This window comes from Agrobacterium sp. NPDC090283 (assembly GCF_044769685.1).
Classification (GTDB): domain Bacteria; phylum Pseudomonadota; class Alphaproteobacteria; order Rhizobiales; family Rhizobiaceae; genus Agrobacterium.
In genome coordinates this window covers 1-24,345 of the sequence record NZ_JBIVYG010000003.1, presented here as the reverse complement: position 1 = coordinate 24,345, position 24,345 = coordinate 1, and the positions used below count along the sequence as shown (strand labels likewise).

At 60.5% G+C, this 24,345-nt stretch carries 25 protein-coding genes and 1 pseudogene; 9 read left to right on the top strand and 17 right to left on the bottom strand.

Annotated elements, in window-relative coordinates:
* Nucleotides 1-34: 34 nt before the first annotated feature.
* Together ACIQUH_RS05660 and ACIQUH_RS05655 are read right to left on the bottom strand one after the other, a co-directional pair.
* On the bottom strand, nt 35-379 hold the full coding sequence (locus ACIQUH_RS05660) for a multidrug efflux SMR transporter (protein WP_003509523.1): 345 nt from the start codon (nt 377-379) through the stop codon (nt 35-37).
* Nucleotides 376-948 (bottom strand): TetR/AcrR family transcriptional regulator, encoded by a 573-nt coding sequence (locus ACIQUH_RS05655; protein WP_400813043.1) that lies wholly within the window; start codon nt 946-948, stop codon nt 376-378. Before ACIQUH_RS05655 ends, ACIQUH_RS05660 begins: the two co-directional genes overlap by 4 nt.
* A gap of 201 nt (nt 949-1,149) precedes the next feature.
* Between ACIQUH_RS05655 and ACIQUH_RS05650 the strand changes: the two genes are divergently transcribed.
* A complete protein-coding gene (locus ACIQUH_RS05650; RefSeq protein ID WP_400813444.1) occupies nt 1,150-2,442 on the top strand; it encodes a serine hydrolase in 1,293 nt (430 codons plus the stop codon).
* Nucleotide 2,443: 1 nt separating this feature from the next.
* On the opposite strand, the gene ACIQUH_RS05645 is transcribed toward ACIQUH_RS05650, so the two are convergent.
* The 9 genes from ACIQUH_RS05645 to ACIQUH_RS05605 form a co-directional block, all read right to left on the bottom strand.
* Nucleotides 2,444-3,187 carry a metallophosphoesterase family protein gene (locus tag ACIQUH_RS05645; RefSeq protein WP_400813042.1) on the bottom strand — a complete coding sequence of 248 codons (744 nt, stop codon included), beginning with the start codon at nt 3,185-3,187 and terminating at the stop codon, nt 2,444-2,446.
* A gap of 5 nt (nt 3,188-3,192) precedes the next feature.
* Nucleotides 3,193-3,549 carry a hydroxyisourate hydrolase gene (gene uraH, locus ACIQUH_RS05640; RefSeq protein ID WP_400813041.1) on the bottom strand — a complete coding sequence of 119 codons (357 nt, stop codon included), beginning with the start codon at nt 3,547-3,549 and terminating at the stop codon, nt 3,193-3,195.
* Entirely contained in the window at nt 3,546-4,046 is a 501-nt protein-coding gene (locus ACIQUH_RS05635; RefSeq protein ID WP_400813040.1) for an ureidoglycolate lyase, read from the bottom strand. The genes uraH and ACIQUH_RS05635 overlap by 4 nt, the downstream gene beginning before the upstream one ends.
* 3 nt (nt 4,047-4,049) lie before the next feature.
* Nucleotides 4,050-4,412, bottom strand: a complete 363-nt coding sequence (locus ACIQUH_RS05630; RefSeq protein ID WP_400813039.1) for a DUF86 domain-containing protein — start codon at nt 4,410-4,412, stop codon at nt 4,050-4,052.
* Entirely contained in the window at nt 4,409-4,702 is a 294-nt protein-coding gene (locus ACIQUH_RS05625) for a nucleotidyltransferase family protein (protein WP_400813038.1), read from the bottom strand. Before ACIQUH_RS05625 ends, ACIQUH_RS05630 begins: the two co-directional genes overlap by 4 nt.
* A gap of 53 nt (nt 4,703-4,755) precedes the next feature.
* Nucleotides 4,756-5,253, bottom strand: a complete 498-nt coding sequence (gene uraD / locus ACIQUH_RS05620; protein WP_400813037.1) for a 2-oxo-4-hydroxy-4-carboxy-5-ureidoimidazoline decarboxylase — start codon at nt 5,251-5,253, stop codon at nt 4,756-4,758.
* The gene (gene puuE / locus ACIQUH_RS05615; protein WP_400813036.1) at nt 5,253-6,176 is read right to left on the bottom strand and encodes an allantoinase PuuE; all 924 of its coding nucleotides are present in this window, start codon (nt 6,174-6,176) and stop codon (nt 5,253-5,255) included. Before puuE ends, uraD begins: the two co-directional genes overlap by 1 nt.
* 204 nt (nt 6,177-6,380) lie before the next feature.
* Nucleotides 6,381-7,088: a DUF1045 domain-containing protein gene (locus tag ACIQUH_RS05610; protein WP_400813035.1), complete on the bottom strand. Its 708-nt coding sequence runs from the start codon at nt 7,086-7,088 to the stop codon at nt 6,381-6,383.
* A gap of 96 nt (nt 7,089-7,184) precedes the next feature.
* A complete protein-coding gene (locus ACIQUH_RS05605; protein WP_400813034.1) occupies nt 7,185-8,393 on the bottom strand; it encodes an NAD(P)/FAD-dependent oxidoreductase in 1,209 nt (402 codons plus the stop codon).
* On the opposite strand from ACIQUH_RS05605, the gene mnmD reads away from it, so the two are divergent.
* The gene (gene mnmD / locus ACIQUH_RS05600; protein ID WP_400813033.1) at nt 8,392-9,180 is read left to right on the top strand and encodes a tRNA (5-methylaminomethyl-2-thiouridine)(34)-methyltransferase MnmD; all 789 of its coding nucleotides are present in this window, start codon (nt 8,392-8,394) and stop codon (nt 9,178-9,180) included. The two genes, ACIQUH_RS05605 and mnmD, sit on opposite strands and share 2 nt — an antisense overlap.
* A gap of 82 nt (nt 9,181-9,262) precedes the next feature.
* Here the strand turns inward: mnmD and ACIQUH_RS05595 are convergent, their stop codons facing one another.
* On the bottom strand, nt 9,263-12,931 hold the full coding sequence (locus tag ACIQUH_RS05595) for a response regulator (RefSeq protein WP_400813032.1): 3,669 nt from the start codon (nt 12,929-12,931) through the stop codon (nt 9,263-9,265).
* A 505-nt stretch (nt 12,932-13,436) separates the two neighbouring features.
* On the opposite strand from ACIQUH_RS05595, the gene ACIQUH_RS05590 reads away from it, so the two are divergent.
* Nucleotides 13,437-14,909, top strand: coding sequence for a DEAD/DEAH box helicase (locus ACIQUH_RS05590; protein WP_400813031.1), 1,473 nt, complete (start codon nt 13,437-13,439; stop codon nt 14,907-14,909).
* A 134-nt stretch (nt 14,910-15,043) separates the two neighbouring features.
* On the opposite strand, the gene ACIQUH_RS05585 is transcribed toward ACIQUH_RS05590, so the two are convergent.
* From ACIQUH_RS05585 to ACIQUH_RS05570, 4 genes are all read right to left on the bottom strand, one after another.
* Nucleotides 15,044-15,952, bottom strand: a complete 909-nt coding sequence (locus tag ACIQUH_RS05585; RefSeq protein ID WP_400813030.1) for a DMT family transporter — start codon at nt 15,950-15,952, stop codon at nt 15,044-15,046.
* Nucleotides 15,953-16,116: 164 nt separating this feature from the next.
* Nucleotides 16,117-16,506, bottom strand: a complete 390-nt coding sequence (locus ACIQUH_RS05580; RefSeq protein WP_031234117.1) for a DoxX family protein — start codon at nt 16,504-16,506, stop codon at nt 16,117-16,119.
* 241 nt (nt 16,507-16,747) lie between these two features.
* The gene (locus tag ACIQUH_RS05575; protein WP_400813029.1) at nt 16,748-17,365 is read right to left on the bottom strand and encodes a L,D-transpeptidase; all 618 of its coding nucleotides are present in this window, start codon (nt 17,363-17,365) and stop codon (nt 16,748-16,750) included.
* A 179-nt stretch (nt 17,366-17,544) separates the two neighbouring features.
* Nucleotides 17,545-18,441: a DMT family transporter gene (locus ACIQUH_RS05570; RefSeq protein ID WP_400813028.1), complete on the bottom strand. Its 897-nt coding sequence runs from the start codon at nt 18,439-18,441 to the stop codon at nt 17,545-17,547.
* Between the two features lie 443 nt (nt 18,442-18,884).
* On the opposite strand from ACIQUH_RS05570, the gene ACIQUH_RS05565 reads away from it, so the two are divergent.
* The 6 genes from ACIQUH_RS05565 (at nt 18,885) to ACIQUH_RS05540 (ending at nt 23,720) form a co-directional block, all read left to right on the top strand.
* Entirely contained in the window at nt 18,885-20,294 is a 1,410-nt protein-coding gene (locus ACIQUH_RS05565) for a circularly permuted type 2 ATP-grasp protein (protein ID WP_400813027.1), read from the top strand.
* A gap of 3 nt (nt 20,295-20,297) precedes the next feature.
* Entirely contained in the window at nt 20,298-21,239 is a 942-nt protein-coding gene (locus tag ACIQUH_RS05560; RefSeq protein ID WP_400813026.1) for an alpha-E domain-containing protein, read from the top strand.
* Nucleotides 21,240-21,260: 21 nt separating this feature from the next.
* A complete protein-coding gene (locus ACIQUH_RS05555) occupies nt 21,261-22,082 on the top strand; it encodes a transglutaminase domain-containing protein (protein WP_400813025.1) in 822 nt (273 codons plus the stop codon).
* A 4-nt stretch (nt 22,083-22,086) separates the two neighbouring features.
* Nucleotides 22,087-22,701 carry a class I SAM-dependent methyltransferase gene (locus ACIQUH_RS05550; protein ID WP_400813024.1) on the top strand — a complete coding sequence of 205 codons (615 nt, stop codon included), beginning with the start codon at nt 22,087-22,089 and terminating at the stop codon, nt 22,699-22,701.
* Nucleotides 22,702-22,800: 99 nt separating this feature from the next.
* On the top strand, nt 22,801-23,265 hold the full coding sequence (locus tag ACIQUH_RS05545) for a GNAT family N-acetyltransferase (protein WP_400813023.1): 465 nt from the start codon (nt 22,801-22,803) through the stop codon (nt 23,263-23,265).
* Nucleotides 23,266-23,312: 47 nt separating this feature from the next.
* Nucleotides 23,313-23,720 carry a VOC family protein gene (locus ACIQUH_RS05540; RefSeq protein WP_400813443.1) on the top strand — a complete coding sequence of 136 codons (408 nt, stop codon included), beginning with the start codon at nt 23,313-23,315 and terminating at the stop codon, nt 23,718-23,720.
* A gap of 93 nt (nt 23,721-23,813) precedes the next feature.
* Here ACIQUH_RS05540 and ACIQUH_RS05535 read toward each other — a convergent pair.
* A pseudogene (locus tag ACIQUH_RS05535) lies at nt 23,814-24,345 on the bottom strand (integrase core domain-containing protein); the annotation flags it as partial.

Below are 24,345 nucleotides of genomic sequence, written 5' to 3'. Positions count from 1 at the left end.
ATGTTGCCCTCGCGAACGACCTCCGCAGCCAGTCTCAATGCCCCACGGTCTTCGAAAACACATTCACAATCACCACCCCGGTAATGATGAAACCGAGACCGACAACGGCGGCGAGATCCAGCGTCTGGCGAAACACGAAATAGCCGATCCCGGAAATCAGCACGATGCCGAGCCCGCTCCAGATCGCATAGGCCACACCCACAGGCAGCGCCCGTAGCGTGAAAGACAGCAGATAAAAAGCCGCACCGTAAAACAGCGCCATCAGCACCGTCGGCAATAGCCGGGTGAATTGCTGCGACTGCTGCAGGAACGAGGTGGCGATGACCTCGCAGACAATGGCCGCGACAAGCGCCCCATAGGTAAAAATTGCCGCGTTCATTGTTCCATTTCCTTTTTCGTCTGCGCGATCATCCGGGCTCGGAGAGCCGCCCTGTCGCCACCTGCCCTGCCGTCATCGGCCAGCAGATCGGCAAACCAGATGCCGTCAGCCGCAAGCCGTATGAGTTCCAATACCACCCCCTCATCCGTTTCCTTATGACGGATGAGACGCCCTTCGAACCAGCTGGTCCACATGCGCCGAAGCGACGGTTCCCCGACCATCGACACCGATAACGCCGCCCATTGCCTGCCCGATTCCCGGTCGCGATCGGCAAAAACCGCGTTCACATAGGCCCGCGTGAAGCATCCGTAGGTTTCACAATCCTGTGAGATGAGCGTGTCGATTTCCGCGTCCAGCGCCGAAAGAAGGTCCGCCATCACCGCCTCCAGCAGGGCCTGCTTGGAAGCGAAATGATGAAACAACCCACCCTTCGTCACCCCGGCGGCATCGGCCACCGCCTGCACGGAAAGTGCCGCAACACCCTGCTCGGCAGCGAGTTTCGCCGCGCAGTCGAGAAGACTGCGACGAACGATCTCAGGCTGCTTTTTCCGTTCATGTGCATTTTTCATGTTTCAAAACATACCGGATGGTTGGTTTCTTTGCAAGGAAATTGTGAGGGCGGCCATCGGCTTGAAATTCATAATTAATTAAGCATGAAAGCGATCTCTAAAGTTTTAGCGGTTTTGTTGCCGGAAAGTGTCAGTAAAACTTCGCTCATCGTGGCGGTCGAACAAAAGGGGCGGATTATGTCGGGAACGGTCAAACGGGGAATGGCGGGTGCATGGGTCTTCGCACTCACCTTCTTTTGCGCGATCCTTTCATTGCAGGCATCGCCTGCCCAGGCCGGTTACGCCCATTTCATCATGGATGCCAATACCGGCAAGGTTCTGGCCGCCCGCAATGCCGATGTGCTGAACCACCCGGCCTCGCTCACCAAGATGATGACGCTTTACATGACCTTCGAGGCCCTGCATGCCGGCCGGCTTCGCTGGGACCAGAAAATAACGATGTCCAGGAACGGCGCAGCCGTTATCCCCTCGAAGCTCTATGTGCGCCAGGGACAGACCTTCACGGTGCGCGAGGCGGTCTACGGCATGATCGTCAAATCCGCCAATGACATGGCGGAAGGCATGGGCGATCATCTCGGCGGCTCCGAGGCAAGGTTCGCCGAGATGATGACCCGCAAGGCCCGCCAGCTCGGCATGACGAAAACGGTCTTCCGCAACGCGTCGGGCCTGCCGAGCAAATCGCAGGTGACGACGGCCCGCGACATGGCGAAGCTCGGCCTTGCGCTGCAGCGTGACTTTCCCAAGGAATACGACCTCTTCGCCATGCAATCCTTCAGTTTCCGGGGAAAGCGCATCCGTGGCCATAACAATCTGATGTATCGTTATCAGGGCATGGACGGCATCAAGACCGGTTATACCAACGCCTCCGGCTTCAACCTCGTCAGCGCCGTCAATCACAATGGCCGCCGCGTCGTCGGCGTCGTGCTCGGCGGCAAGACCGCACGCAGCCGCGATGCCCAGATGGCCGCCCTTCTCGACAAGGCAGTGCCGCAGGCATCGAGAAGCCGTAACACCGAGCAACTCGTTGCCAGCGCCAATGTCAGCCGCACCTTCGCCGTGACGCCCGCAGCCGCGCCCACCGCTTCCGTACCCCCCGCCTCCGTACCATTGCCGATGTTCGCCGAACGCCGCGCCGATCCGGTCGCCATGCAGATCGCCACGGCGAACAACCAGATGGCCGACATGATGCAGGTTTCAGCCATTCCGCGGCCGGCTCCCGCTGCGGCCTCCGCCGGCCAGAGAAGCCGCTGGGAAGTGCAGATCGCCGCCACCGACAGCGAAGCCGCCGCCCGCTCGCTGCTCGCCAATGCCCGCTCCAACATCGCCGGAAATTATGCCGGGATCGCTCCCTACACAGAAGCCGTGCAAAGCGGATCGGCAACCCTCTACCGCGCCCGTTTCACCGGCTTCGAAGACCAGTCTTCGGCGGTTTCCGCCTGCAAGGAACTGAAGGCGCAATCTTATTCCTGCGTGGTTATGACCAGCGAGGGGTGATTCAGCGCTTGAGCCACCCGTCCGTCAGCGCATCGGCGAGATAGGGAATGCCGTTGACCTTCGCCATCTCCGCCATGGCCAGATTGTCGTAACGGATATTGCGGAAATAGACCTGCCAGCCGCGCCCGGCCTCTTCCAGCACCGCATAGGTGGCGAGCGGATGACCGGCCTCGACGTGATGGTCGAAAGGTGTGTCGTCCTTCCAGCCGGGGCAGCCGACGCTGCCGGGATTGACGATCAGCCGGCCATCGGAAAGCTGCACCGCGCGAGGGATATGGGTATGGCCACACAGCATCAGCGGCTGGGCGATGCCATCGGCCATGGCTTCGATTTCGGCCAGCGGCCGCAATTTCAGAACGCCTTCCGGCGACAGCGTTTCCAGCCAATATTCCAGATCGTCCCGCGGCGAGCCATGGCAGCAATAGGCGACATCCTTGAACACCATGCTGAACGGCAGGGTCTGCAGCCAGTCCAGATGCGCGGCACTCAACTGCGCATGCGCCGGCTTCTCCCAGCTCCCCATCTCCTCCGGGGCACGATCGATCAGTTCCCGGTCATGATTGCCGCGAATGCTCGGAATCCAGTTGCTAACAAGCACATCGCCGGTAAAGCCCGCTTCCAGCGGACCGCTGAAACAATCGCCGAGATTGACGATGTCCTTGATGCCGAGCCTGGCGATATCCTCCAGCACGGCTTCGAGCGCTGCGCAGTTTCCGTGAATATCGGCAATGGCGGCAAAGATCATGGCAATCAGCTTCCTCGATAGGTGGAGTAGCTATAGGGCGAAAGCAGCAGCGGCACATGGTAATGGCCGCTCTCATCGGCAATACCGAAGCGGATGGGGATGATGTCGAGAAAGGCCGGTTCCGCCAATTGAACGCCCCTGCCACGCAGATAATCGCCGGCATGGAAAACCAGCTCGTATTCGCCGGCCTTGAAACTGTCGCCGACAAGCAGCGGCCCGCCATCGACACGGCCGTCGCTGTTGGTTTTCACGGTCTTCAGCTTCTCACGACGATCACCGGAGAGCCGGTAGAGCTCGATCGTCAGCCCTTCGGCCGGCGTGCCATGGGCGGCGTCGAGAACATGGGTGGTCAAACCGGTCATGGCTTGGGCTCCGCGATCATGAAGGGCTTATCGAAAAAATACTCTTCCAGATTGTTACCCGGCCCATCGCGGTCGGCAACCAGAAAATCCGAAACCGTCTGCAATGGCATCAGCGGATAGTGCCAGACATTGCGACGGTAATTCACGCCCTGATCGCCACGCGCCAGAAACACCTGCGGTCGGCCGGGCCGGCCGCCATCGTCATCGGCAACGACCACGAGGAAGGGCCGGCCGGAAAGCGGCGAAAAACTCTGGCTGCCGAGCGGATGCCGCTCCATCATTTCAATCTTATGCGGAAAGGCCCGCGGCTGCCCACGAAAGATGTTGAGAATGATACGCGCCCCCTCGCCCGCCGCCTCCGGGGCTGCAAGCGCATGATACCGCTCGGTCTGGCCGCCATTGATGTGCCGCATCGAAGAGGGTGTCGTTTCGATCACATCGCCGAAGGATGCGAACGCCTCCCTGGTGAGAGGTTTTATGTCGAGAAAATCAGTCAAATGTCATTCACCTTGGGCATGCCAGTTTTGCAAAAGTGAGAGTCTATCCAGAAGATCCGGTATCGCCGTCTGTGTCGTATCCCAGACGGTTTCCAGATTGAAGCTCATATAACCATGCGCGATCCTGTTTCGCATTCCGCGCATCTTGACCCACGGAATATCAGGGAAATCCGCCACGAAAGCGGGAAACTCTTCCATGATGCGCGCGGTGGTTTCGCCGATAATCAGGAGGTTCATCGCAACCGCCCGTTGGCGGACAAGATCAGCCAGAAACTCATCCTTCGTTTTCAGTCGAACAAAGTCGATGGTTTCCGAAGCTACCTGCCTGATATCCTGAAGATAAACGTGCAGCCGCTCGACGCTCATACAGGCTTCGCTTCCTGCAGAACCTTCACACGAACGCGCTCGGGAAAGTCCCCCGGCGTCAACAGATGAATTTCCGTGCCGCGCATGATGGCCGATAACTCTTCCAACAAGCCGCCCAGATCAAACAAGGTTGCCCCCGGCAGCGCATCCACCAGAATATCGAGATCGCTGTCCGGCCGGTCCTCGCCGCGGGCGACGGAACCGAACACGCGCGGGTTTGCCGCATTGAAGCGTGTCGTCGCTTCGCGGATCGCTTCCCTGTTCTTTTCCAGCACCTCGGAAGGTCTCATGATCTTCATCTCCAGACGGCGCGATTCTAGCAGAACGGCCACCGCTCGCCAATTCAGCCTTCCGGCAGCATCGAGGAAAGACGCAGCCAGGCAATCTTTTCCACCTGCGCCGTCGCGGTCTCAAATTCTTCAGCTGCACCGTTGCCGATGCGCGTCTCGAAGGCGGAAAGAATATCGTGCCTGTTCAACCCCTTGACCGCGATGATGAAAGGAAAGCCGAATTTTTCGGTATAGGCGCCGTTCAATTCGGTAAAACGGCCGTGCTCTTCCGTGGTAAGCCGGTCCAGCCCCGCACCGGCCTGTTCGTTGCGGCTGTCGGCGGTCAACTCGCCCGCGATCGCCAGCTTGCCGGCAAGATCGGGATGCGCCCGCAACACGCCGAGCCTTTCCGCTTCGGAAGCCGCGCGAAACTGTGCGCTAAGCGCGGCATGAACCGCCTTCGCCGTCAGTTCCAGGCCCGCTCCGCCGGCGTTATAGGCCCGTTCGGCGATGAAGGGCGAATGCTCGAACACGCCGCCGAAACGGCTGACAAAATCCTCACGCGTCACCATCAAAACGTCTCCGGCCTGTGATGTTCATGCCAGTGACGGGCGATCTCGATGCGCTGCGGGATCCACACTTTCTCGTGGCCGAGCACATATTCGATGAAACGGCGAAGTGCCGCCGCCCGGCCGGGACGGCCGACAAGACGGCAATGCAGGCCAACGCTCATCATCTTCGCCGCGCCTTCAACACCCTCCTGATAAAGCACGTCGAAAGCATCCTTCAGATAGGTGAAGAACTGGTCGCCGGAATTGAAACCCTGCGGCGTGGCAAAACGCATATCGTTGGTTTCAAGCGTATAGGGAATGATCAGGAAAGGCTCGTCGCCTGCGCCCTTCACCCAATAGGGCAGATCGTCGGCATAGGAATCCGACGAGTAGAGGAAACCGCCCTCTTCCATGACAAGGCGCAACGTATTGTCCGAAGGCTTGCCCTGATACATGCCGTAGGGACGCTCGCCGGTGACCTCCGTGTGCAGACGCACGGCTTCCATTATATGCTTGCGCTCTTCCTCTTCGGAAAAATCCTTGTATTCCAGCCAGCGATAGCCGTGGCTGGCGATTTCCCATCCCGCTTCCTTCATCGCCGCAACGGCTTCCGGGTTGCGGGCCATGGCGGCGGTCACGCCATAAACGGTGGTGGTGACGCCGAGACCCGTGAACATGCGCCACAGCCGCCAAAAACCGGCGCGCGAGCCATATTCATAGATCGATTCCATATTCAGGTTGCGCTGACCCGGCCAGGGCTGCGCACCGACGATTTCCGACAGCAGCGATTCCGACGCCTTGTCATTGTCGAGAATGCAGCTTTCGCCGCCCTCCTCGTAATTGATGACGAATTGCACGGCGATGCGCGCGCCGCCCGGCCATTTCGGATCGGGAACATTGCGGCCATAGCCCACCAGATTGCGGGAGTAATTTTCGGAAATCATTCAGCCACCCAGACCATCTCTCCCGAGGCGGAAGCCGATTTCGGGAGACATAAAACAGACCTCCGAAGCGCGACGACCCCGAACGGGCACAACACACGCTTCAGATATGCGATATCCGAACGGTAGCATCCGCAACCGGAATGTCGAGATCAATCTTGCCGACATTCCGATGCTTTTTTGTATACGATTGCGCCGACGTACCCTTCAGGCAATCTTTCGGGCGGAAACACGGCCCATGGGGTGAAGCGAGTGCACGCGGAAAGGCGCGCCCGGTTCATCCTCGATGAAAAGCGCAAGGCTGGAAAACTGCAGGGACCGGGTCAGCAGCGGCTCGAAAACCTTGCGCACGGCCCGCTCGATCCTCTGGCTGCTGGACGCTTCCACACCGCCGGTCAGCGACATCTGGAACCGGAACTCATCCATCACATGCGGGCTGCCCCAGCGATGCAGATTGGTGAGCTGCGAGGCCGAAAGCCGGTCCGGATCCGCACGCTCGATTTCCGCGTCGGAGAGCGGCGCCCGGTAACGGTCGAATTCCTGCACCACGCGGGCGGCGAAAAAATGCAGCACTTCGCAGGGACGCTCGGGAACGAGGCTGAAGACATTCTCATGCCTTGCCACCACCAGTTGTGGCAGCGTGAAGGGCTCCTGCCGGCCGGAAAAATACATCAGGTCGCGCAGAAGCGCGGCTTCGGAATGCCCCTCCGCAAGACGGAAGGGAGCTTTGATCGTGCCATGGAAACCATAACGGCGCGGCAGGGCCGTATGGTAGGAAATCTCCTGCATGCCGAGATCGATCATGCCCGGCGGCTCCACCGCCTGACCGGAATAGGCATCGCGCCCCAACCACGCGGCAGCCGCCTGCGTCAGGGGGTCATTGGGGGAAGGCGTGAAATGAATGGCGTATCGCATGCGCTGTCACCTCGCCGCAAATGCGGACAAACCGGCCTCGTTGCAGGCCAGCAGATAAGTGATTTGCGTGACAGATTAACGACGTAAGCGGCCTGATCAGAACTTTCTAAAGTCCGCGGCGGCAATATTCACGTGTTGTTGAAGGCGAAAGCCCGGGGGGATGACAGGCGCGTGACCGCAGACGGTTTGCAACGCCGCATCGGCGAGAAAATGCGCAAGCCCGAAGCTGACCTTGAAGCCGCCGGTCAGCGCCACGAGCTTTGGATGGGCGTCGAGAGCCCCCACCATCGGGTCCCTCCCGACCGCTTTCGGACGCAGCCCGGCCCAGCGCTCGAGCACCGGTGCACGGGCAAGCGAGGGCACCACCGCGCAGGCATCCGCAAGCAGTTTTTCCAGCTTTTCATCGGTGCCGGAAGGGTCGGAAAAACAATCTTCGCTGGTACTGCCGATCGCGACCGTGCCATCCTCGTGCGGAACGATATAGAGGCCGTTCAGGAACACGACCGGCATTGCCGGGTCGACAGCCGCATCGAGACGTGCGGCCTGTCCCTTCACCGCCTGCCCGAGTGTCAAGCCGGCCTCCAGGCCGAGGGCATCGCGGATCAGGGGAAAGGAATCGTGCCCGTTGGCGACGATGACATGGCCGAAAGAAACCGCGTCGCCCGACGACAACACCGCCCGCCCGGCATCCGCATCGAGCGAAAGAACGCGGCAACCTTCCACCAGCCGCGCATGCCGCGCCTTGTCCAGAAAAGCCGAAAGAAGGGCGATCATCGCACGCGGCGAGACCCGCGCCGCCAGCGTATCGAACACGAAACCCGCCTCACCCGCAGCACCATCCACCCAGCCGGCGACCAAAGGGCTGTCGCCGACATGCCAATGGAACCGGCGCTCGCCCGACACCCAGTTCTCCAGCGCATCCCGTTCATGCCGTTCGGCAATGGTGCGCAGATGCGGCTTCGGCAGCGGGATGATCCGGCCCGAGCGGCGGTAGCCGGCGGAAAGCCCGGTTTCCGCCTCCAGCCCGGCAATCTCTTTTTCCAGCGCAACGAGGGCATCGAACTGGAACTGCTTCTTGTCCGACCAGCGGTCCGGCATGTGCGGCATCAAAGCGCCCAGCAGCCCGCCGCTGGCGCCGCCGCCGGGGCGATCCGCCTCCACCAGCAAGGTGTCGATGCCGAGCCGTTCCGCCTTGACGGCCGCCCACAGCCCCATGATGCCGCCGCCGACGATAAGGAGAGGCACGGAAGCCGGCAATCTTGGAGATTGACCCTGTTCGAAAGCGGGATTATCGGCTTTAGCCATGAAACATTCCAACGACACTATCACAGAGACTGGCCCAGAGACCGGCGCAGCAACCGGTTCACCGGCCGGAGAAACCCCCACCGCGCTCGACTGGCGTGACGGGGATATGCCCTATTCACTGGCCTTTGACGACCATTTTTATTGCCAGACGGATGGCCGGCTGGAATGCGGCCATGTCTTCCTGTCCGGAAACGGCCTGCCAGAGCGTTGGCTCGAACGGGAGGGCACATTTCGCATCGGCGAACTGGGCTTCGGCACCGGGCTTAACCTCTGCGAGACATGGCGCCAGTGGAAAGAGATACGGAAAGAGATGCGCAACGGCCGCTCCACGCTGCATTTCATCTCCTTCGAACTCTATCCGATGAAGGCCGAGGAAATCGACCGGGCGCTTTCCCGCTGGCCGGAAGTGGATGCCGAACGCAAGGCGCTTACCGCCCTCTGGCCCGCCGATCCGAAAGGACGGGTCGAGATCCAGCTCGATGACGCAACGCGGCTGACGGTGGTCTGCGGCGAGGCGCTCGCCGGCATTTCCGCAAGCGAGGAAAGTTTCGACGCCTGGTTTCTCGATGGCTTCGCGCCGGCCCGAAATCCGGACATGTGGTCGCTGGACATCATGCAGGCGCTTTTCGCAAAGACGGCGCCCGGCGGTACATTCGCCACCTACGCCGCCGCCGGCTTCGTTCGCCGCAACCTCATCGCCGCCGGTTTCGAGCTGGAGCGCCGGAAAGGATTTGCCGGAAAGCGGGAAATGCTCTGCGGAACCAAGGCATTTTCAGCAAAAGCGTGATGCGGTTTTGCGCCTGAAAATGCGTCATGGAAGATAGCGCTCCGGCTGAAGCAATTCAGAGACCCGCAGTCGCGGCGGATATTCACACGCCCGGTACGTCGCGGCGCGGCATGTTTTCGCCCAGCCATTGCGCGATCTTGTCTTCGAGCGTTTCCGGGCTGATGGGCTTCGACAGATAATCATCCATGCCCGCCTCCAGGCACAGCTCCCGATCCGCCTCCTGCGTATGGGCGGTAACACCGATGATCGGCACATGCCGGCCGTCGGCGGCGGTCTGTTCTGCGGCGCGGATCGCCTGCGTCGCCTGATGCCCGTTCATGACCGGCATCGAGACATCCATCAGGATGAGGGCGGGATTATTCTCCTGCCATGCCTGCACGGCTTTTTTGCCATTGCCGACGATCAAAAAGCGCAGGCCCGCCTGCTGCAATATCTGGGTGAAGACAATCTGGTTGACGTCATTGTCCTCGGCCACCAGCACATCGACAAGGCTGGGCCGATGCCGCGCCGGCACCGGCGTATCAGCCCGCTGTTTCTTTTCGACGGAGCCTTTTTCCGGCCGTACTGCGCCGTCACCACGGCCTGTTTCATGCGGGGACGGAGCTTGCCGGGCACGTTTCAGCCGCACATCCCGCACCACATCGAACAGGGTGGAGCGCAACAGCCGCGCCCGCGCCGGCTTCATCAGATGCGCCTGCACATTGAGATCGGTGAACAATGTCTCGTCACCGACAACATCCATCGAGGTCAGGAAAACAATGGCGATGTCGTCGAAGCGCGCATCCGCCCGGATCCGCTCCACCACATCCAGCCCGTTCATGACGGGCATATGATAATCGAGAATGATGGCGTCGATGGAAAAACCGAGCGACGCCGCCTCCTCAAGAACGGCGATGCCGGAAGGTCCATCCTCCACCGCATGGCCGTCTATTCCCCAACTGCGCAATTGCTCCGTCAATATGCGGCGATTGACGTCGTTATCGTCGATGACGAGCACGTGGATATCGTCGATGGCCACGGAAAGAAGCGGGAGGTCGCGCTGTCTCTCGGTGACCTGAAACGGAATATTGACCTCGAAGGTCGATCCCTTGCCGACGTCGCTGACAACGTTGATTGCGCCGTCGAACAGGCCGACGAGACCGACCGTGATCGCCAGCCCCAGCCCCGTTCCCTCGTGCCGGCGCGTGGCGGAACCGTCGACCTGGCTGAACTTGTCGAAGATGGTTTCGAGCTTGTCGGCCGGAATGCCGATACCGCTGTCTTCGACGCGCAATGACAGGATGGCTTCGGAGGCTTCCGCCGAACGCGCCGAAAGCTCGACCAGCACATGCCCCATTTCCGTGAACTTGACGGCGTTTCCAACGATATTGGTGACGATCTGGCGAAACCGCCCGGCATCGCCGATGACCTTGCCGAAGACAGAAGCATCGATCCGGACGATCAGCTCTATGTCCTTTTCCAGCGCCGCCGAAGACAGCAGGGACACCACATCCTCGACCGCCTCCGCCGGATCGAAAGGCACGCTGCGCAGTTTCATCTGCCCGGCCTCGATCTTCGAGAAATCGAGAATATCGTTGATGATCGTCAGAAGCGCATTGCCTGACTTGACGATGATATCGGTAAAAGTCTTCTGGCGCGTATCCAGATTGGACTTGGCCAGAAGCTCCGCCATGCCGAGCACGCCGTTCATCGGCGTGCGGATTTCATGGCTCATATTGGCCAGGAATTCCGATTTGGCCCGATCCGCCGCTTCCGCGCGTGACAAAAGCCGCTGCAATTCCTCTTCACGCAACTTCATCTCGGTCACATCGGTGACGATGATGAGCCAGTAATTGCCGGAACTGTTGGTGGCCTCCAGATTGAGCCAGCTCTTGCCGGCGACATGGATGAGCCAGGAAAACGGCCGATTGGCGGCGATATTCTCTCTCCAGGCGCGCAGCGTCTCGGCAGCCTCATCCGCCGTGCCGAAATCCCCGCGTCCGGCGCAATGGGCAAAGAAACCCGACCAGTTGCGGCCCTTTTCCAGGAGATGCGGCGGCACGTCGAACATGCGCGCCATCGCCTCGTTGGACATGATGATCGTGCCCTGCTCGACCAGCACCAGCCCCTGCGCCATGGCGCGCGTGGCGCCCTGCATATATTCGCCGACCCGCTCCAGTTCGGCCTTCGCCTTGCTGATCTCGACATCGCGCATGCGTACATCGGTGACATCGGCATAGGTGCTGAGGATTTTCCCGCCTTCGAGCCGGGTTTTCGAAATGACGGTGACCTTGCCGCTTTTGCTGCGCACCTCGCGGGACGCAAAGACCTCCTCTTTCAGAAGCCGCTGCACCCGCTCGCCATAGACCTCATCGAAAGGCCTGTCGCCATAGTCATAAAGGCCGCTCTCGAAATTCATCTCCATGAATTCACGATAACTTTTGCCGACGAGCGACTTCTCGCCGCCGATCTCGCCCCAGACCTCATAAAAGAACGGATTGACATATTCGATGACGAGATCGGCGCTGAGCAGCAGCACACCGACCGGCAGGGCATGAAGAACCGCTTCAAGCTGGCGGTGCAGCGCCTCAGCCTCGGCCTGCGCGGCGATCAGCGCCTTTTCCCGGTCCTGCAGCAGGCTGGCATCGGTGACCGAGCCCACCAGATAATATTCGTCGTCCGGCGTCGCGACCCGGCCGAGCCTTGTGATGACGGGAATGGCGCCGCCATCCGAAAGCGGAACGCTACCCGTCTTTTCAATGGCTTCCCCGGTTCGCAGAATATGCTCGTTTTCCCGCTGGAACTGCGGGCCTTGCTCCGGAAACATCTCGCATTCGGTCTTGCCGATATGGTCGGCGAAACTGCCGCCCAGAAATTTCTCATAGGCCGCATTGGCAAAGGTCAGCCGCCTGTCCTGATCCCTCAGGAACACGCCCACCGGCAGTTGCTCCAGCGCAGCGCGCAGCAGCCAGGTCTCGCGAATCTGCGTGCTCAGCAGCGTCTCATGCGCCTTGAACTCGGTGACATCCACCCGCAGCCCCACCAGCATGCCGTTTTCCAGCCGCTTGTTGACCATGCGCACCCAGCGGCCATCGGCAAACTGCTCCACCCTTTCGAGATAGGGCAGGGAAAAATCCCGTAACTGCTCCTGCATCCACCCTTCGAAGGCCGGATCGTCGTCCTGCGCGTCGCGATAACCGCTCGAAAAATAAATCGCCCTCATCAGCGTCTCGAGCGGCACGCCGGCCTTCAGTTCGACACCGAGCGCGCTGTAGAATTCCCTGAAGCGGGTATTGCAGTAAACCAGCCGGTTTTCCCGGTCATAAATCACGATACCCGCGTCGACGAGATCGATCACGCCGCTGCCGAACAGCAGGTCCGAAGCGCTGTCGGCGTGCGGGAAAACCGCGGCGGCGGCGGATGGCATGTCCTCGAACGCTTCGAACAGGAACAGATTGCCGTCGTCACCGGTGAAACGCTCGCAGCGAAGCGTATATGGCCCGGACGAACCCCCGCCATGGCAGGCAATCATCTCATCCGTGGCGAAGACCAGCGAACGGCGCTCCCTGTCCTCACGCTCGGCGTCGCGAATATCGGCGGAAAGGGAAAGGCTGGTGTGTCCTTGGAATGCCCCGGACGGACGCCCCATGACCCGGGCATAGGCGGAATTGACCGCAACATAGCGCAGCTCGCTGTCCTTGATGCACGCGGGCAGGTCCAGGGCGGCCACGGCCCTGCAAGCCTTTTCCAGCAACCCGCAGCCTTCGGTCAATCGATACTCCACACCCTGCAGTCCATTCCTGTCGAATCAAATATTTCCGGACGCCATCTCAAAAAACGTTATGTGAGAAAATCGATCTTTGCTATGTATCCGACGGTACCGTTACCCTTTTTTAACCATAATTCTTCGCCGGCACCCACGCCGTCCCGGCAATCGCCGGCTACCGATACGCATGGCTGCCATGCACCCTCCGGTGGCAGCGTTACAAAACTATTGCTTGACTTTGACGCACAAAACGCCCACATGGCCCTCAAGCTTTCACCTTCGGCAGCCGCGTGAGCTGCAGCGTATGACCGGAAAACGTCCTTGGAAAAGGAAACTGGCCCGCATGAAGGAAAAGCGCAGAGAATACAGAAGACGGCATATGCCGCACTGATGCGCAGAAAGTTATTCCAACCCACAAGTTCCCAATTCACGCGGGGTTCTTGACGCCGAAACCGCCGGACAGCAGCCCTGTTCCGGACGATTGGTTTTTGGCGCCCCGAAAGGCATTATATTGACCAGTTTTAGCGAACTCGGCCTCTCCGAAAAGATCGTGGCCAGCGTTACCCAGCTTGGCTATACGACCCCTACTCCCATTCAGGCAAAGGCCATTCCGCTGCTGCTCGAAGGCCGCGACCTGATCGGCCTCGCACAGACCGGCACCGGCAAGACCGCCGCTTTCGGCCTGCCGATCATCGAAATGCTGATGAAGCAGGCGGACCGCCCGGCAAACCGCACCTGCCGCACCCTCATCCTCGCCCCCACGCGCGAGCTGGTGAACCAGATCGGCGAAAACCTGCGCTCCTTCGTGAAGAAGACGCCGCTGCGCATCAACCAGGTGGTCGGCGGTGCGTCGATCAACAAGCAGCAGCTGCAGCTCGAAAAGGGCACGGATATTCTGGTGGCGACCCCCGGCCGCCTGCTTGACCTCATCGCCCGCAACGCCATCTCGCTCTCCAAGGTCACCTATCTGGTGCTGGACGAGGCCGACCAGATGCTCGACCTCGGCTTCATCCACGATCTGCGCAAGATTTCGAAGATGGTGCCGGCCAAGCGCCAGACGCTGCTCTTCTCCGCCACCATGCCGAAGGCGATTGCCGATCTGGCCCATAGCTACCTGACCGATCCGCTCAAGGTGGAAGTGACCCCGCCCGGCAAGGCAGCCGACAAGGTGGAGCAATATGTTCACTTCGTCGCCGGCAAGAACGACAAGACCGAGCTTCTGAAGAAGTCGCTCAACGAGAACCCGGATGGCCGCGCCATCGTGTTCCTGCGCACCAAGCACGGTGCCGAGAAACTCTACAAGCATCTCGAACATATCGGCTTCAAGGTCGCCTCCATCCACGGCAACAAGAGCCAGGGCCAGCGCGAGCGCGCTCTGAAGGGCTTCAAGGATGGCGAGATCAAGGTGCTGGTGGCAACCGACGTTGCTGCCCGTGGCATCGACATTCCGGCCGTCACCCACGTCTTTAACTACGACCTGCCGGAAGTGCCCGACGCCTATGTCCACCGCATCGGCCGTACCGCCCGCGCCGGCCGCGACGGCATCGCCATCGCGTTTTGCGCACCGGACGAAACCCGCCTGCTGCACGACATCGAAAAACTGATGAAGATCGATATTCCGGTCGCCTCCGGCGAACGCCCGGCCGGTCTCGCGAGCCCGACGCGCCCCAACAACAACCGCGGCGGCCGCAACAACAATGGCGGCCAGCAGCGTGGTCCCCGCGAAGGCGGACGTCACAATGGCGAATCCCGCCCGTCGCGCCACCATGCGCCGCGCGATGCGGACAACGATCTGGAAGTCACCTCCGACTTCAAGCGCGTCAAGCAGGCTGAAGGCGAAGCAGGCCGCCCGGCCGGCCCGCGCAAGCACCGCCGCCCGGCCCGCAAACCCGGCGGCAGCGGCGCCAACCGCCACGCCCCGGCCGGCGGCAACGGCCAGGAAAAGCGCGCTTCCGGCAACGGCCATCGCGGCCGCAACCGCTAAGAGACGTTAATCGTTAAGCCGGGCTTTCGCCCGGCTTTTTCGTTTGTAAGGCGCAAAAATCGGCCTCGTTCCGGGGAACAGGAATGAGGGAGTGCATGCAGAGGCCACCCGGTAGCGGGGCTTTTTCTTTCCCCTCACCCGCCCTGCGCGGCCGGCCGACGCCTTGACGGCAGGGTCATGGCCAGCACCCCGGCAATGACGCAGACGAGCCCCACCCACATGGCAGGCGTTGGCATTTCCCCCAGAAACGCCATGCCGATGGCGACGCCGACCGGCACCCTGAGATAGGCCTGCGAGGTGGTGCCGACGGAGCCCAGCGTCTGCATCAGCCGGAAATAGATCATGAAGGCGAGCGCGGTCGAAAAGACGCTGAGGCAGAGGAGCGCCGTCAGTGACGCGGCCGAAGGCGACAATGTCCAGGGCCGGTCGACGATCAGGCTCACGGGCAACAGGAAAACAGCGCCGCAGATGAGCGAGCCGGCGGCCGGCATGATCGGATCGAGCCCCTTGAAGTTTTTACTGAAAATGGCCGCACAGGCATAAGAAAAAGCCGCCGTCAGCACGGCGAGCTGGCTCCATATCGCCTCGCCCGCGCCGCTTAGGGCTTCGACGCCGATGATGAGGCACACACCCGTCATGCCGGCAATGGTGCCGAACAGCTTGCGCCCGCTGACCGGCTCGTGCCGGATAACGAGTGCGGTGAGAAGAAAGGTGAAGATCGGCGTCGTTGCATTGAGAATGACGGCGAGACCGGCATCGATGCTCTGTTCCGCCCAGGCGATCAGCGTGAAGGGCAGAACGCTATTGATGCAGGCCTGAATGAAGAACAGCCACCACGTCGCCAAATCCCTGGGCAGGCGCAACCCGCGCAACCGGATCACCGCAAGGAGCAGCAGACCGGCGATCAGGGTTCTCGACGCGATGAAGGTGATGGGCGGTATCGTCTCCACCCCGATCTTGATGAAGGTATAGGATGCGGCCCACAGCGTGGACAACAGGGCGAGAAGCAGCAATTCGCGGGCGATGGGGTTTTGAGAGGTCACGGATCGTTTTTCCAACTGCGTTCAGGATGACCCGTTCTTAACCCGAAAACAAGCATCTATGCTTCGGCCACGGCCGAAGTTTCAATCCTTCCCTCAAAAAAGAAGCTCCGCACGGCGTGACCATGCGGAGCTTCGGCAAGAGAGATCGATGACGGGTCGGGCAATCAGGCCCGGCGCTCATCCACCGAGAAAGCGCCCGGACCGGCAACGAACAGATAAAGGAAGATGAAGCAGAACAGGATGGCGGCATCGCCACCGTTCAGGGCCGGGAAGAAATTGCTCGGCGCATGCGCCATGAAATAGGCGACCGCCATCTGGCCGGACAGGATGAAGGCGACGGGACGCGTGAACAGCCCGATCAGCACGAGAATGCCGCCGACGAATTCCAGCAGCGCGGCTACAAGCATCAGGGTCGGCAGCGAGCCTTCCATCTGCGATGCCGGAAAGCCGAACAGCTTCTGCGTTCCATGCGCCATGAAAAGCAGCGCCGTCATGATGCGCAGCGCCCCGAGTGCCTGCGGGCGATAGCGGGAGAGAGAGTCGAAAGTTGCCATGTTCATGTGTCCCCGTTGAAGTGGTGCCGCGCTCGATACAGTGCATTTACGCCTTTATGGATACACGTCTCGAACACCGGAAATCACGTTTCCGATATAGCAGAACTCCCTTAAATACAGAAAGGGAGGCATTCTACACATGGTTGATTTTCAAGCATAAAATTGACCTTCTGCCGAAAAAATCAACTCAAGGATACAGGCATTTCCCGGCGTGGCAAAGGCGGAAAAATCCGCCTCTTCCTCACGCCTGCAGGACGACGACCTTCGAACCGACCGGCACGCGGCTGTAAAGATCGATGATATCGTGGTTCAGCATGCGGATGCAGCCGCTCGACATGGCATGGCCGATGGATTGCGGCTGGTTGGTACCGTGCAGACGGAACATGGTGTCGTTGCCGCCGCGATAGAGATAGAGCGCGCGTGCGCCGAGCGGATTGTTCGGGCCGCCCGCCATACCGCCGGCGAATTTCAGGTTGCGCGGATCGCGGCGCATCATGTTCGCGGTCGGCGTCCAGGACGGCCATTCGGACTTGCGGCCGATATAGGCGTCGCCCTTCAGCGCAAGCCCCTGCCGGCCGACACCGACACCGTAACGCATGGCGCGACCATCGCCCATCACGTAATAGAGACGTCGCGCCGGCGTATCCACCACAACCGTTCCGGCCGGATGCCGGGTATCGTAGGTGACTTCCTGCCGGCGAAGCTCCGGCTTGACCTTGTCGAGATGCATGGCGGGAAGCGGGAATTTCTCCTCCGGCTTTGCCGCATAATTCAGCCTCTGCTGGCCGATGCCGGTATTCGCGCAGCCAGCCAGAAACAGCGGCAATCCGAACAGAACACCACGACGTGAAATAGACATGTAACCCCCGCCAAATCTTTGGATTAACGAGAGGTATAATTTTATGGTTAACAAACCCCTAATATGAGGTTGTGGTAATGAGAGCATTTCCAGGAAAAGTGGAGGCCGGGTTTCCGTCCGGAAATGCGGCAAAACAAAGAGTTGAGCGCTTTCGCCATTCGAAGAAAAGCGAAAACGCTCTAACGTGCGACAACCGCTGCGGCAGGTCTGCGATTGGCGAGATAAACCCCCGTCACCGCCAGAACAGTGCCGGCAATCATGGCGGGTGTCAGCGTTTCGCCGAATAGCAGTGCTGCTTCCACGGCCGCAAGCGGCGGCACGAGATAGATCAGCGAGGCGGCCCGCGAGACCTGCCCGCGCCGGATCAGATAAAGAAGCAACGCCACGGCGCCGATGGAGATCGCACCCACCGACCAGGCGAGCGTGGCGGCAAGGCCGAGGCTCCAGTCCACATGCCCATCCTCCAGCAGAAGCGCGAAGGGCACGGTCACCAGCAGCGCACCGACATATTGCAGCGTGGCCACCGCCATGATGTTTCCGCCATGGACGTATTTCTTCTGGTAGAGCGTGCCATAGGTCACCGACGTCATGCCCAGCACATTCACCGCCACGGCGTAAAGCGGCACCGACAGGCCGACAGCACCGGTGGCCATGACCTTCGGCAGCACGGCAATGGCGATGCCGGCAAAACCGATGAGCAGGCCGGCGCGCTGCAAGGGCGAGATCCTTTCGCCGATCATGTAGCGGGCCGCAACCGCCGTCATCAGCGGCTGCAGACCGGCGATAATACCGCCGATCGCCGCCGGCACGCCCTGCCCTATCGCCCACCAGATCATGCCGAGATAAAGACCGTGCAGGAAGACACCGGACAGGATCGCCCGGAAGACATCGACGCGCCGCTCAGGCCACTGGATGGAGGAAAAGCGGCAGATCGCCCATAGCAGCGCGCCCGCCAGGAGATAACGCAGACAGAGAAAGGTCAGCGGCCCGGTATAATAGACGGCATATTTGGCGGTGACCCAGCCGGTCGACCAGAGAAAGACGAAGATGGCCGGAGCCAGACGGTCGAGCGACATGGGAACATCCCCTGTGCCGCACGATGCCCGTAACCGCACACGATGCGGGAAAGGCGGCGAATTGATATTTCTGCGGCTTCACGCAAACCGGCGAATGATCGAACCGGGTGTTCAGCAAGGCGGTATCCGCATCCCGACAAAAGGTCAAAGGTGTTTTCGTGATCGCATCTTTCAGATTTTCTGATGCGACGCCCGATATTCATCAACCGAAAGCGACCGACCAAAATTTATGCATTCGCCCACGGCGCACACAGCACCATCATACCGCTACCGCCTTTGCCACCGCGCAACCAATTTGCCAATGCCGCATTTATAGGCTGAAACCGAAAAAACGCTTCTTTTTTAAAACTCTAGAGTGGTGAAAAATCTTCGCAGGGAGGTCCGCATAGTTCTTGCATTGCATTTGGCGTTGTATTCATATGGCAAAAAAGGGGACATCGAAGTTGGCATTTGACGAAATGATAAATGCGGACAACACGCCGCGAAGCCCATATGAAAACTATAACGAGTGGTACAGCCGACAGGACAGGGCGCACCTGATCCAGAAATCAAAAGACGCGGAAAACATCTTTCGAAAAACCGGTATTACTTTCGCAGTCTATGGTCATGCCGACAGTTCAGAAAAACTGATCCCCTTCGATATCATCCCGCGCATCATCTCCGGACGGGAGTGGCGCAAACTGGCCCAGGGCATCGAACAGCGCGTCCTCGCCCTCAATGCTTTCCTCGACGATATCTACCACAAGCAGGAAATCATCCGCGCCGGGCGCATTCCCCGCGAAATCATCGAGAAAAACGAAGCCTTCCTGCCGGAGATGATCGGTTTCACCCCGCCCGGCGGCGTCTATACCCACATTGTCGGCACGGATATCGTCCGCACCGGCGAAGACCAGTTCTACGTTCTGGAAGACAATGCCCGCACGCCCTCCGGTGTCAGCTACATGCTGGAAAACCGCGAAACGATGATGCAGATGTTCCCGGAACTCTTCCACGAAAACCGGGTGCGGCGGGTGGAGGACTACCCCTATCTGCTGCGCCAGTCGCTCGCCTCGCTCGCCCCGCCCGGCTGCTCCGGCAAACCGCGCGTCGCGGTGCTGACGCCCGGCATCTATAATTCCGCCTATTACGAACATTCCTTCCTCGCCGACATGATGGGCGTGGAGCTGGTGGAAGGATCCGACCTGCGCGTCATGGACGGCAAGGTCAAGATGCGCACCACCCGCGGTTATGAGGCGATCGACGTGCTTTACCGCCGCGTCGACGACGACTTCCTCGATCCGCTGACCTTCCGACCGGATTCGGCGCTCGGCGTTCCCGGCATCATGGATGTCTACCGCGCCGGCAACATCACCATCGCCAACGCTCCCGGTACCGGCATTTCCGACGACAAGGCGATCTATTCCTATATGCCCGAGATCGTCGAATTCTACACCGGCCGCAAGCCGCTTCTCGAAAACGTGCCGACCTGGCGCTGTTCGGAGCCGGACAGCCTGAAATATGTGCTCGACAACCTTGCCGACCTCGTCGTCAAGGAGGTCCATGGTTCGGGCGGTTACGGCATGCTGGTGGGCCCCACCGCAACGAAGAAGGAACGGGCGCTTTTTGCCGAAAAGCTGAAAGCCCGCCCCTCCAATTACATTGCGCAGCCGACGCTGTCGCTCTCCACCGTGCCGATCATGGTCAAGAACGGCATCGCGCCGCGCCATGTCGATCTGCGCCCCTATGTTCTGGTCTCGGACAAGGTGCAGATCATTCCCGGCGGACTGACCCGCGTTGCCCTCAAGCAGGGTTCGCTGGTGGTCAATTCCAGCCAGGGCGGCGGCACCAAGGATACCTGGGTACTGGAGGATTAAGCCATGCTGGGCAGAACGGCAAACGGGCTCTACTGGATGTTCCGGTATATCGAGCGCGCTGAAAACATCGCCCGGCTGATCGATGCGGGCCTGCGCGTTTCACTGACGCGCAGCGGCAGCGGCGATGAGGACTGGGATGGCGTGTTGCAGAGTGCAGGCGTGCGCGAAGCCTTTCTTGAAATGCACAAGAAGGTGACGGCGGCGGATGCGATCGATTATCTGCTTCGGGAAAAATCCAACCCTTCCAGCGTCATGTCCTGCATCGAGGCGGGCCGCAACAATGCCCGCATGGTGCGCACGGCGCTGACGCGCGAGACATGGGAAGCCACCAATGAATTCTGGATCGAGCTGAAGAACATTCTCGGCCGCAAGCTCAACCATGCCGAACTGCCGCAGACCATCGATGTCATCAAACATCGCGCCGGTCTGGTGCGCGGCGCCTTCCACGGCTCGATGCTGCGCAACGATCTCTACAACTTCTCCCGCATCGGCACCTTCATCGAGCGCGCCGACAACACGGCCCGTATTCTCGACGTCAAATATTACGTGCTGCTGCCGGCGGTGGCGCATGTGGGGTCGTCGCTGGACAATGCGCAGTGGGAATCCATCCTGCGTTCGGTCTCTGCGCACCGCTCCTATGGCTGGGTCTATGATGCGGAATACAAGCCCTCCAACATTGCCGACTTTCTCATTCTCAATGGCCGCATGCCGCGCTCGCTGGCCTATTGTTATGAAAAAATCGCCAGCAACCTCAATTACATCGCCGAGGATTACGATGAGAGGCACAAGGCGCACGACACGGCCGAGAGCATTCGCGACAGCCTGCGCGCGACCACCATCAGCCGGGTGATGGATGAAGGCTTGCACGAATTTCTGGAGAGATTTGTCAACCGCAACGGACAATTGGGACAGGAAATCACGGAAGGCTACCGCTTCTATCAATAAGCGCGTGGACGGGGACAGCTTATGCGTCTGAAAATCACCCATACGACGGAATATGTCTATGACGAACCGATGCCCTATGCGTTGCAGCGGCTGCGCCTGACGCCGCAGACCGGCCCGGGCCAGACGGTGGAGAACTGGGATGTCTCGGTCGATGGCGCCACCGTCGAAGTGACCTATGACGACCATTTCGGCAATCGCGTTGCGCTGGTGGAAACGGAAGGCCCGCAGCAGCGGGTGAAGGTGGTGGCGAGCGGCACCGTCACCGCCGAGGACAAGGCAGGCGTGTTCGGTTTCCACATCGGCAATGCGCCGCTGTGGCTTTTCCTGCGCGAGACGCCGCGCACCAAACCGGGAAAGCTGGTGCGCGAACTGGTAAAGGCAAGCGCCGGCGACAGCGAGCTTGCCCGCCTGCACGACCTGATGGAAAATATTCACCGCAAGGTGGAGTATGTGCCGGGCGCGACCGACATCGAAACCACGGCGGAAGCCGCACTGGAAGCCGGCAAGGGCGTCTGCCAGGACCACGCCCATATCCTGATTGCCGCCGCACGGCTGATGGGCCTGCCGGCCCGTTATGTCTCCGGTTATCTGATGATGGAAGAGGTGGAGGAACAGACGGCCACCCATGCCTGGGCCGAAGTGCATCTTCAAGGGCTGGGCTGGGTGGGCTTCGACGCCGCCAACAATATCTGCCCCGATGACCGTTATGTGCGCATCGCATCGGGCCTCTGCTACCGCGACTGCGCGCCGATATCGGGCATGCGGATCGGCCCGGCGGGCGAGACACTGAGCGTTTCGGTCACCGTGCAGCAGTCGCAGAGCCAGAGCCAGTCGCAAAGCTGAAACAATGGCAGGCAAAGACGACGACACAATCGGCTTTTATACCGATAATGCCACCACCTACACCTCGCGAGGACAGGCGGCGGATCGCCCGCATCTGGAGACATTCCTGGCCCGGCTGCGAGACGGCGCAAGCATCCTCGAACTGGGATGCGGCGGCGGGCAGGACAGCGAATTCATGCTGGCCGCCGGTTTCGAGGTGCACCCCACCGACGGAACGCCCGAAATCGCCAAAGCGGCGCAAACCCGGCTCGGCATTCCCGTCAGGACGTTGCTGTTCGAGGATATCGATGAAACTGAGCGCTATGACGGCGTCTGGGCCAATGCCTGCCTGCTGCATGTGCCCCGCCCTGCCCTGCCGGGCATTATCGGCCGCATCCACACGGCGCTGAAGCGGGGCGGCGTTTTTTATGCCAGCTTCAAGGCTGGAGAAGTGGAAGGCCGCGACATGTTCGGCCGTTATTACAATTACCCTTCGAAGCCCTGGCTGGAAGAGATTTACGGACAGTTTGGCTGGGCGGCCGTGGAGATCGAGGCAAGGCAGGGCAGCGGTTACGACCAGCTCCCGACCGCGTGGCTGCATGTGACGGCGACGAAACCCCGATCCGCCGCGACAACTTGACGGTTGCGAAACCCCGTCCCACCCGGTTTAATCCCCGCATCGATTTGAAAGCATGATCCGGCTTCAGCCTGCGGGAGGAAAGCCGGTCGGGAGACGGCCTTGTACAGCATTTCCGACTATCGCGACTGCCAGTCGCATGGACCCGTCATCGCCGAACGGGTCTGGACGGCATGGTGGCAGGATAGCGGCCTTGAGGTGGGCGACGTCACCGAGCACCTGAAGGACATGACCAACCCCGATAGGTTGCCCACCGGCTTTGTCGCCCATGACGGCAACGACTATGTCGGCTCCGCCTTCCTCATCCATTGCGATCTGGAAGAGCGTCCGCAATATCTGCCCTGGGTCGCAGCCCTGTGGGTGGAAAAAGACCGCCGGCGCTCAGGCGTGGCGCGAGCCTTGATGCAGGCCGCGACGCAAAGGGCCGCCGAACTTGGCCACGAGACCAGCTATCTCTGCTGCCAGCGCGATCTGGAAAGCTATTATACCAATTGCGGCTGGGCCGTTCTGGAACGTGGCGTCGGCAAACACGACCTGACGGTGCTCACCTATACAACAGGCAAATAGGTTTCCGCCGCGATCCGCCGGAAACCCCTGAACCACCGGGAGGAACCATGCGACCGCCAGCCGCCATTATGGAAACCGCACTCTACGTGGATGATCTCGATGCCGCCGAAGCCTTTTACCGGGATGTCTTCGGGCTGGACGTGGTGCGCAGGCTGCCGGGGCAATTCATCTTCTTCAGATGCGGGCAGCAGATGCTGCTGATCTTCGATCCCGAACAATCCCGCCGGGCCGACCCCGACAATCCCATCCCCCGCCACGGCGCGGTGGGGCAAGGCCATTTCTGCTTTTATGCAAAGGACAAGTCGGAGGTGGACGGCTGGAAGGCCCACTTCGAATCGCTCGGAATTCCCGTCGAGCACTATCACCGCTGGCCGAATGACAGCTATTCCGTCTATATCCGCGATCCCGCCGGCAATTCGGTGGAGGTTGGAGAAGGCAAGCTGTGGGGTGTCTGATCCCCCCGGGATTACGCCTTCAGCCAAGGCAGCAATGACGCACGGAGCAGCGGAAAGCTCCTCCTCCGTCATCCTCGGGCTTGATGTAAAGACCGGAGACATCCCTGACAGATGTTCGGAGACATCCCTGACAGTTTCATGGGTTTTCGAGGTTTATTTCTGCGACCTGAGTTGCGCCGAAGAAGACGCCGTATAGGCCGGTTTGGTTGAGGGATCGTATGGCGAGACGTTCGTTCCGAAAGGCGTTCGGCACCCGCCAGGCTTTGCCCTTGAAACTGACATAGCCCTTTGTTGAGCTGACGCATCGGATGGTTTCGCTGCTGTCGTAGGCCGGCTCTGGAAGTGCATCTGGAAAAGGACGCGGTGACTGTCGATAGCGACTGGCAGGCACGGCCATGTCGATGGCCTCATGTGGGCGGTGATGATTGTAGATGTCGCGCCAGCGGTCGAAGGCTTTTTGGGCGTGGGCCTGATCCGAAAACGTGGCAAAGTCCGTTACCTCGGCCTTGAGGCTGCGATGGAACCGTTCGTTCTTGCCGCGTCCCTGCGGGTGGTAGGGCCGTGAATGGATCAATTCGATGCCGAGCTTCAACAGCCAGACCCGCAACTGTGTCCACTGATTGGG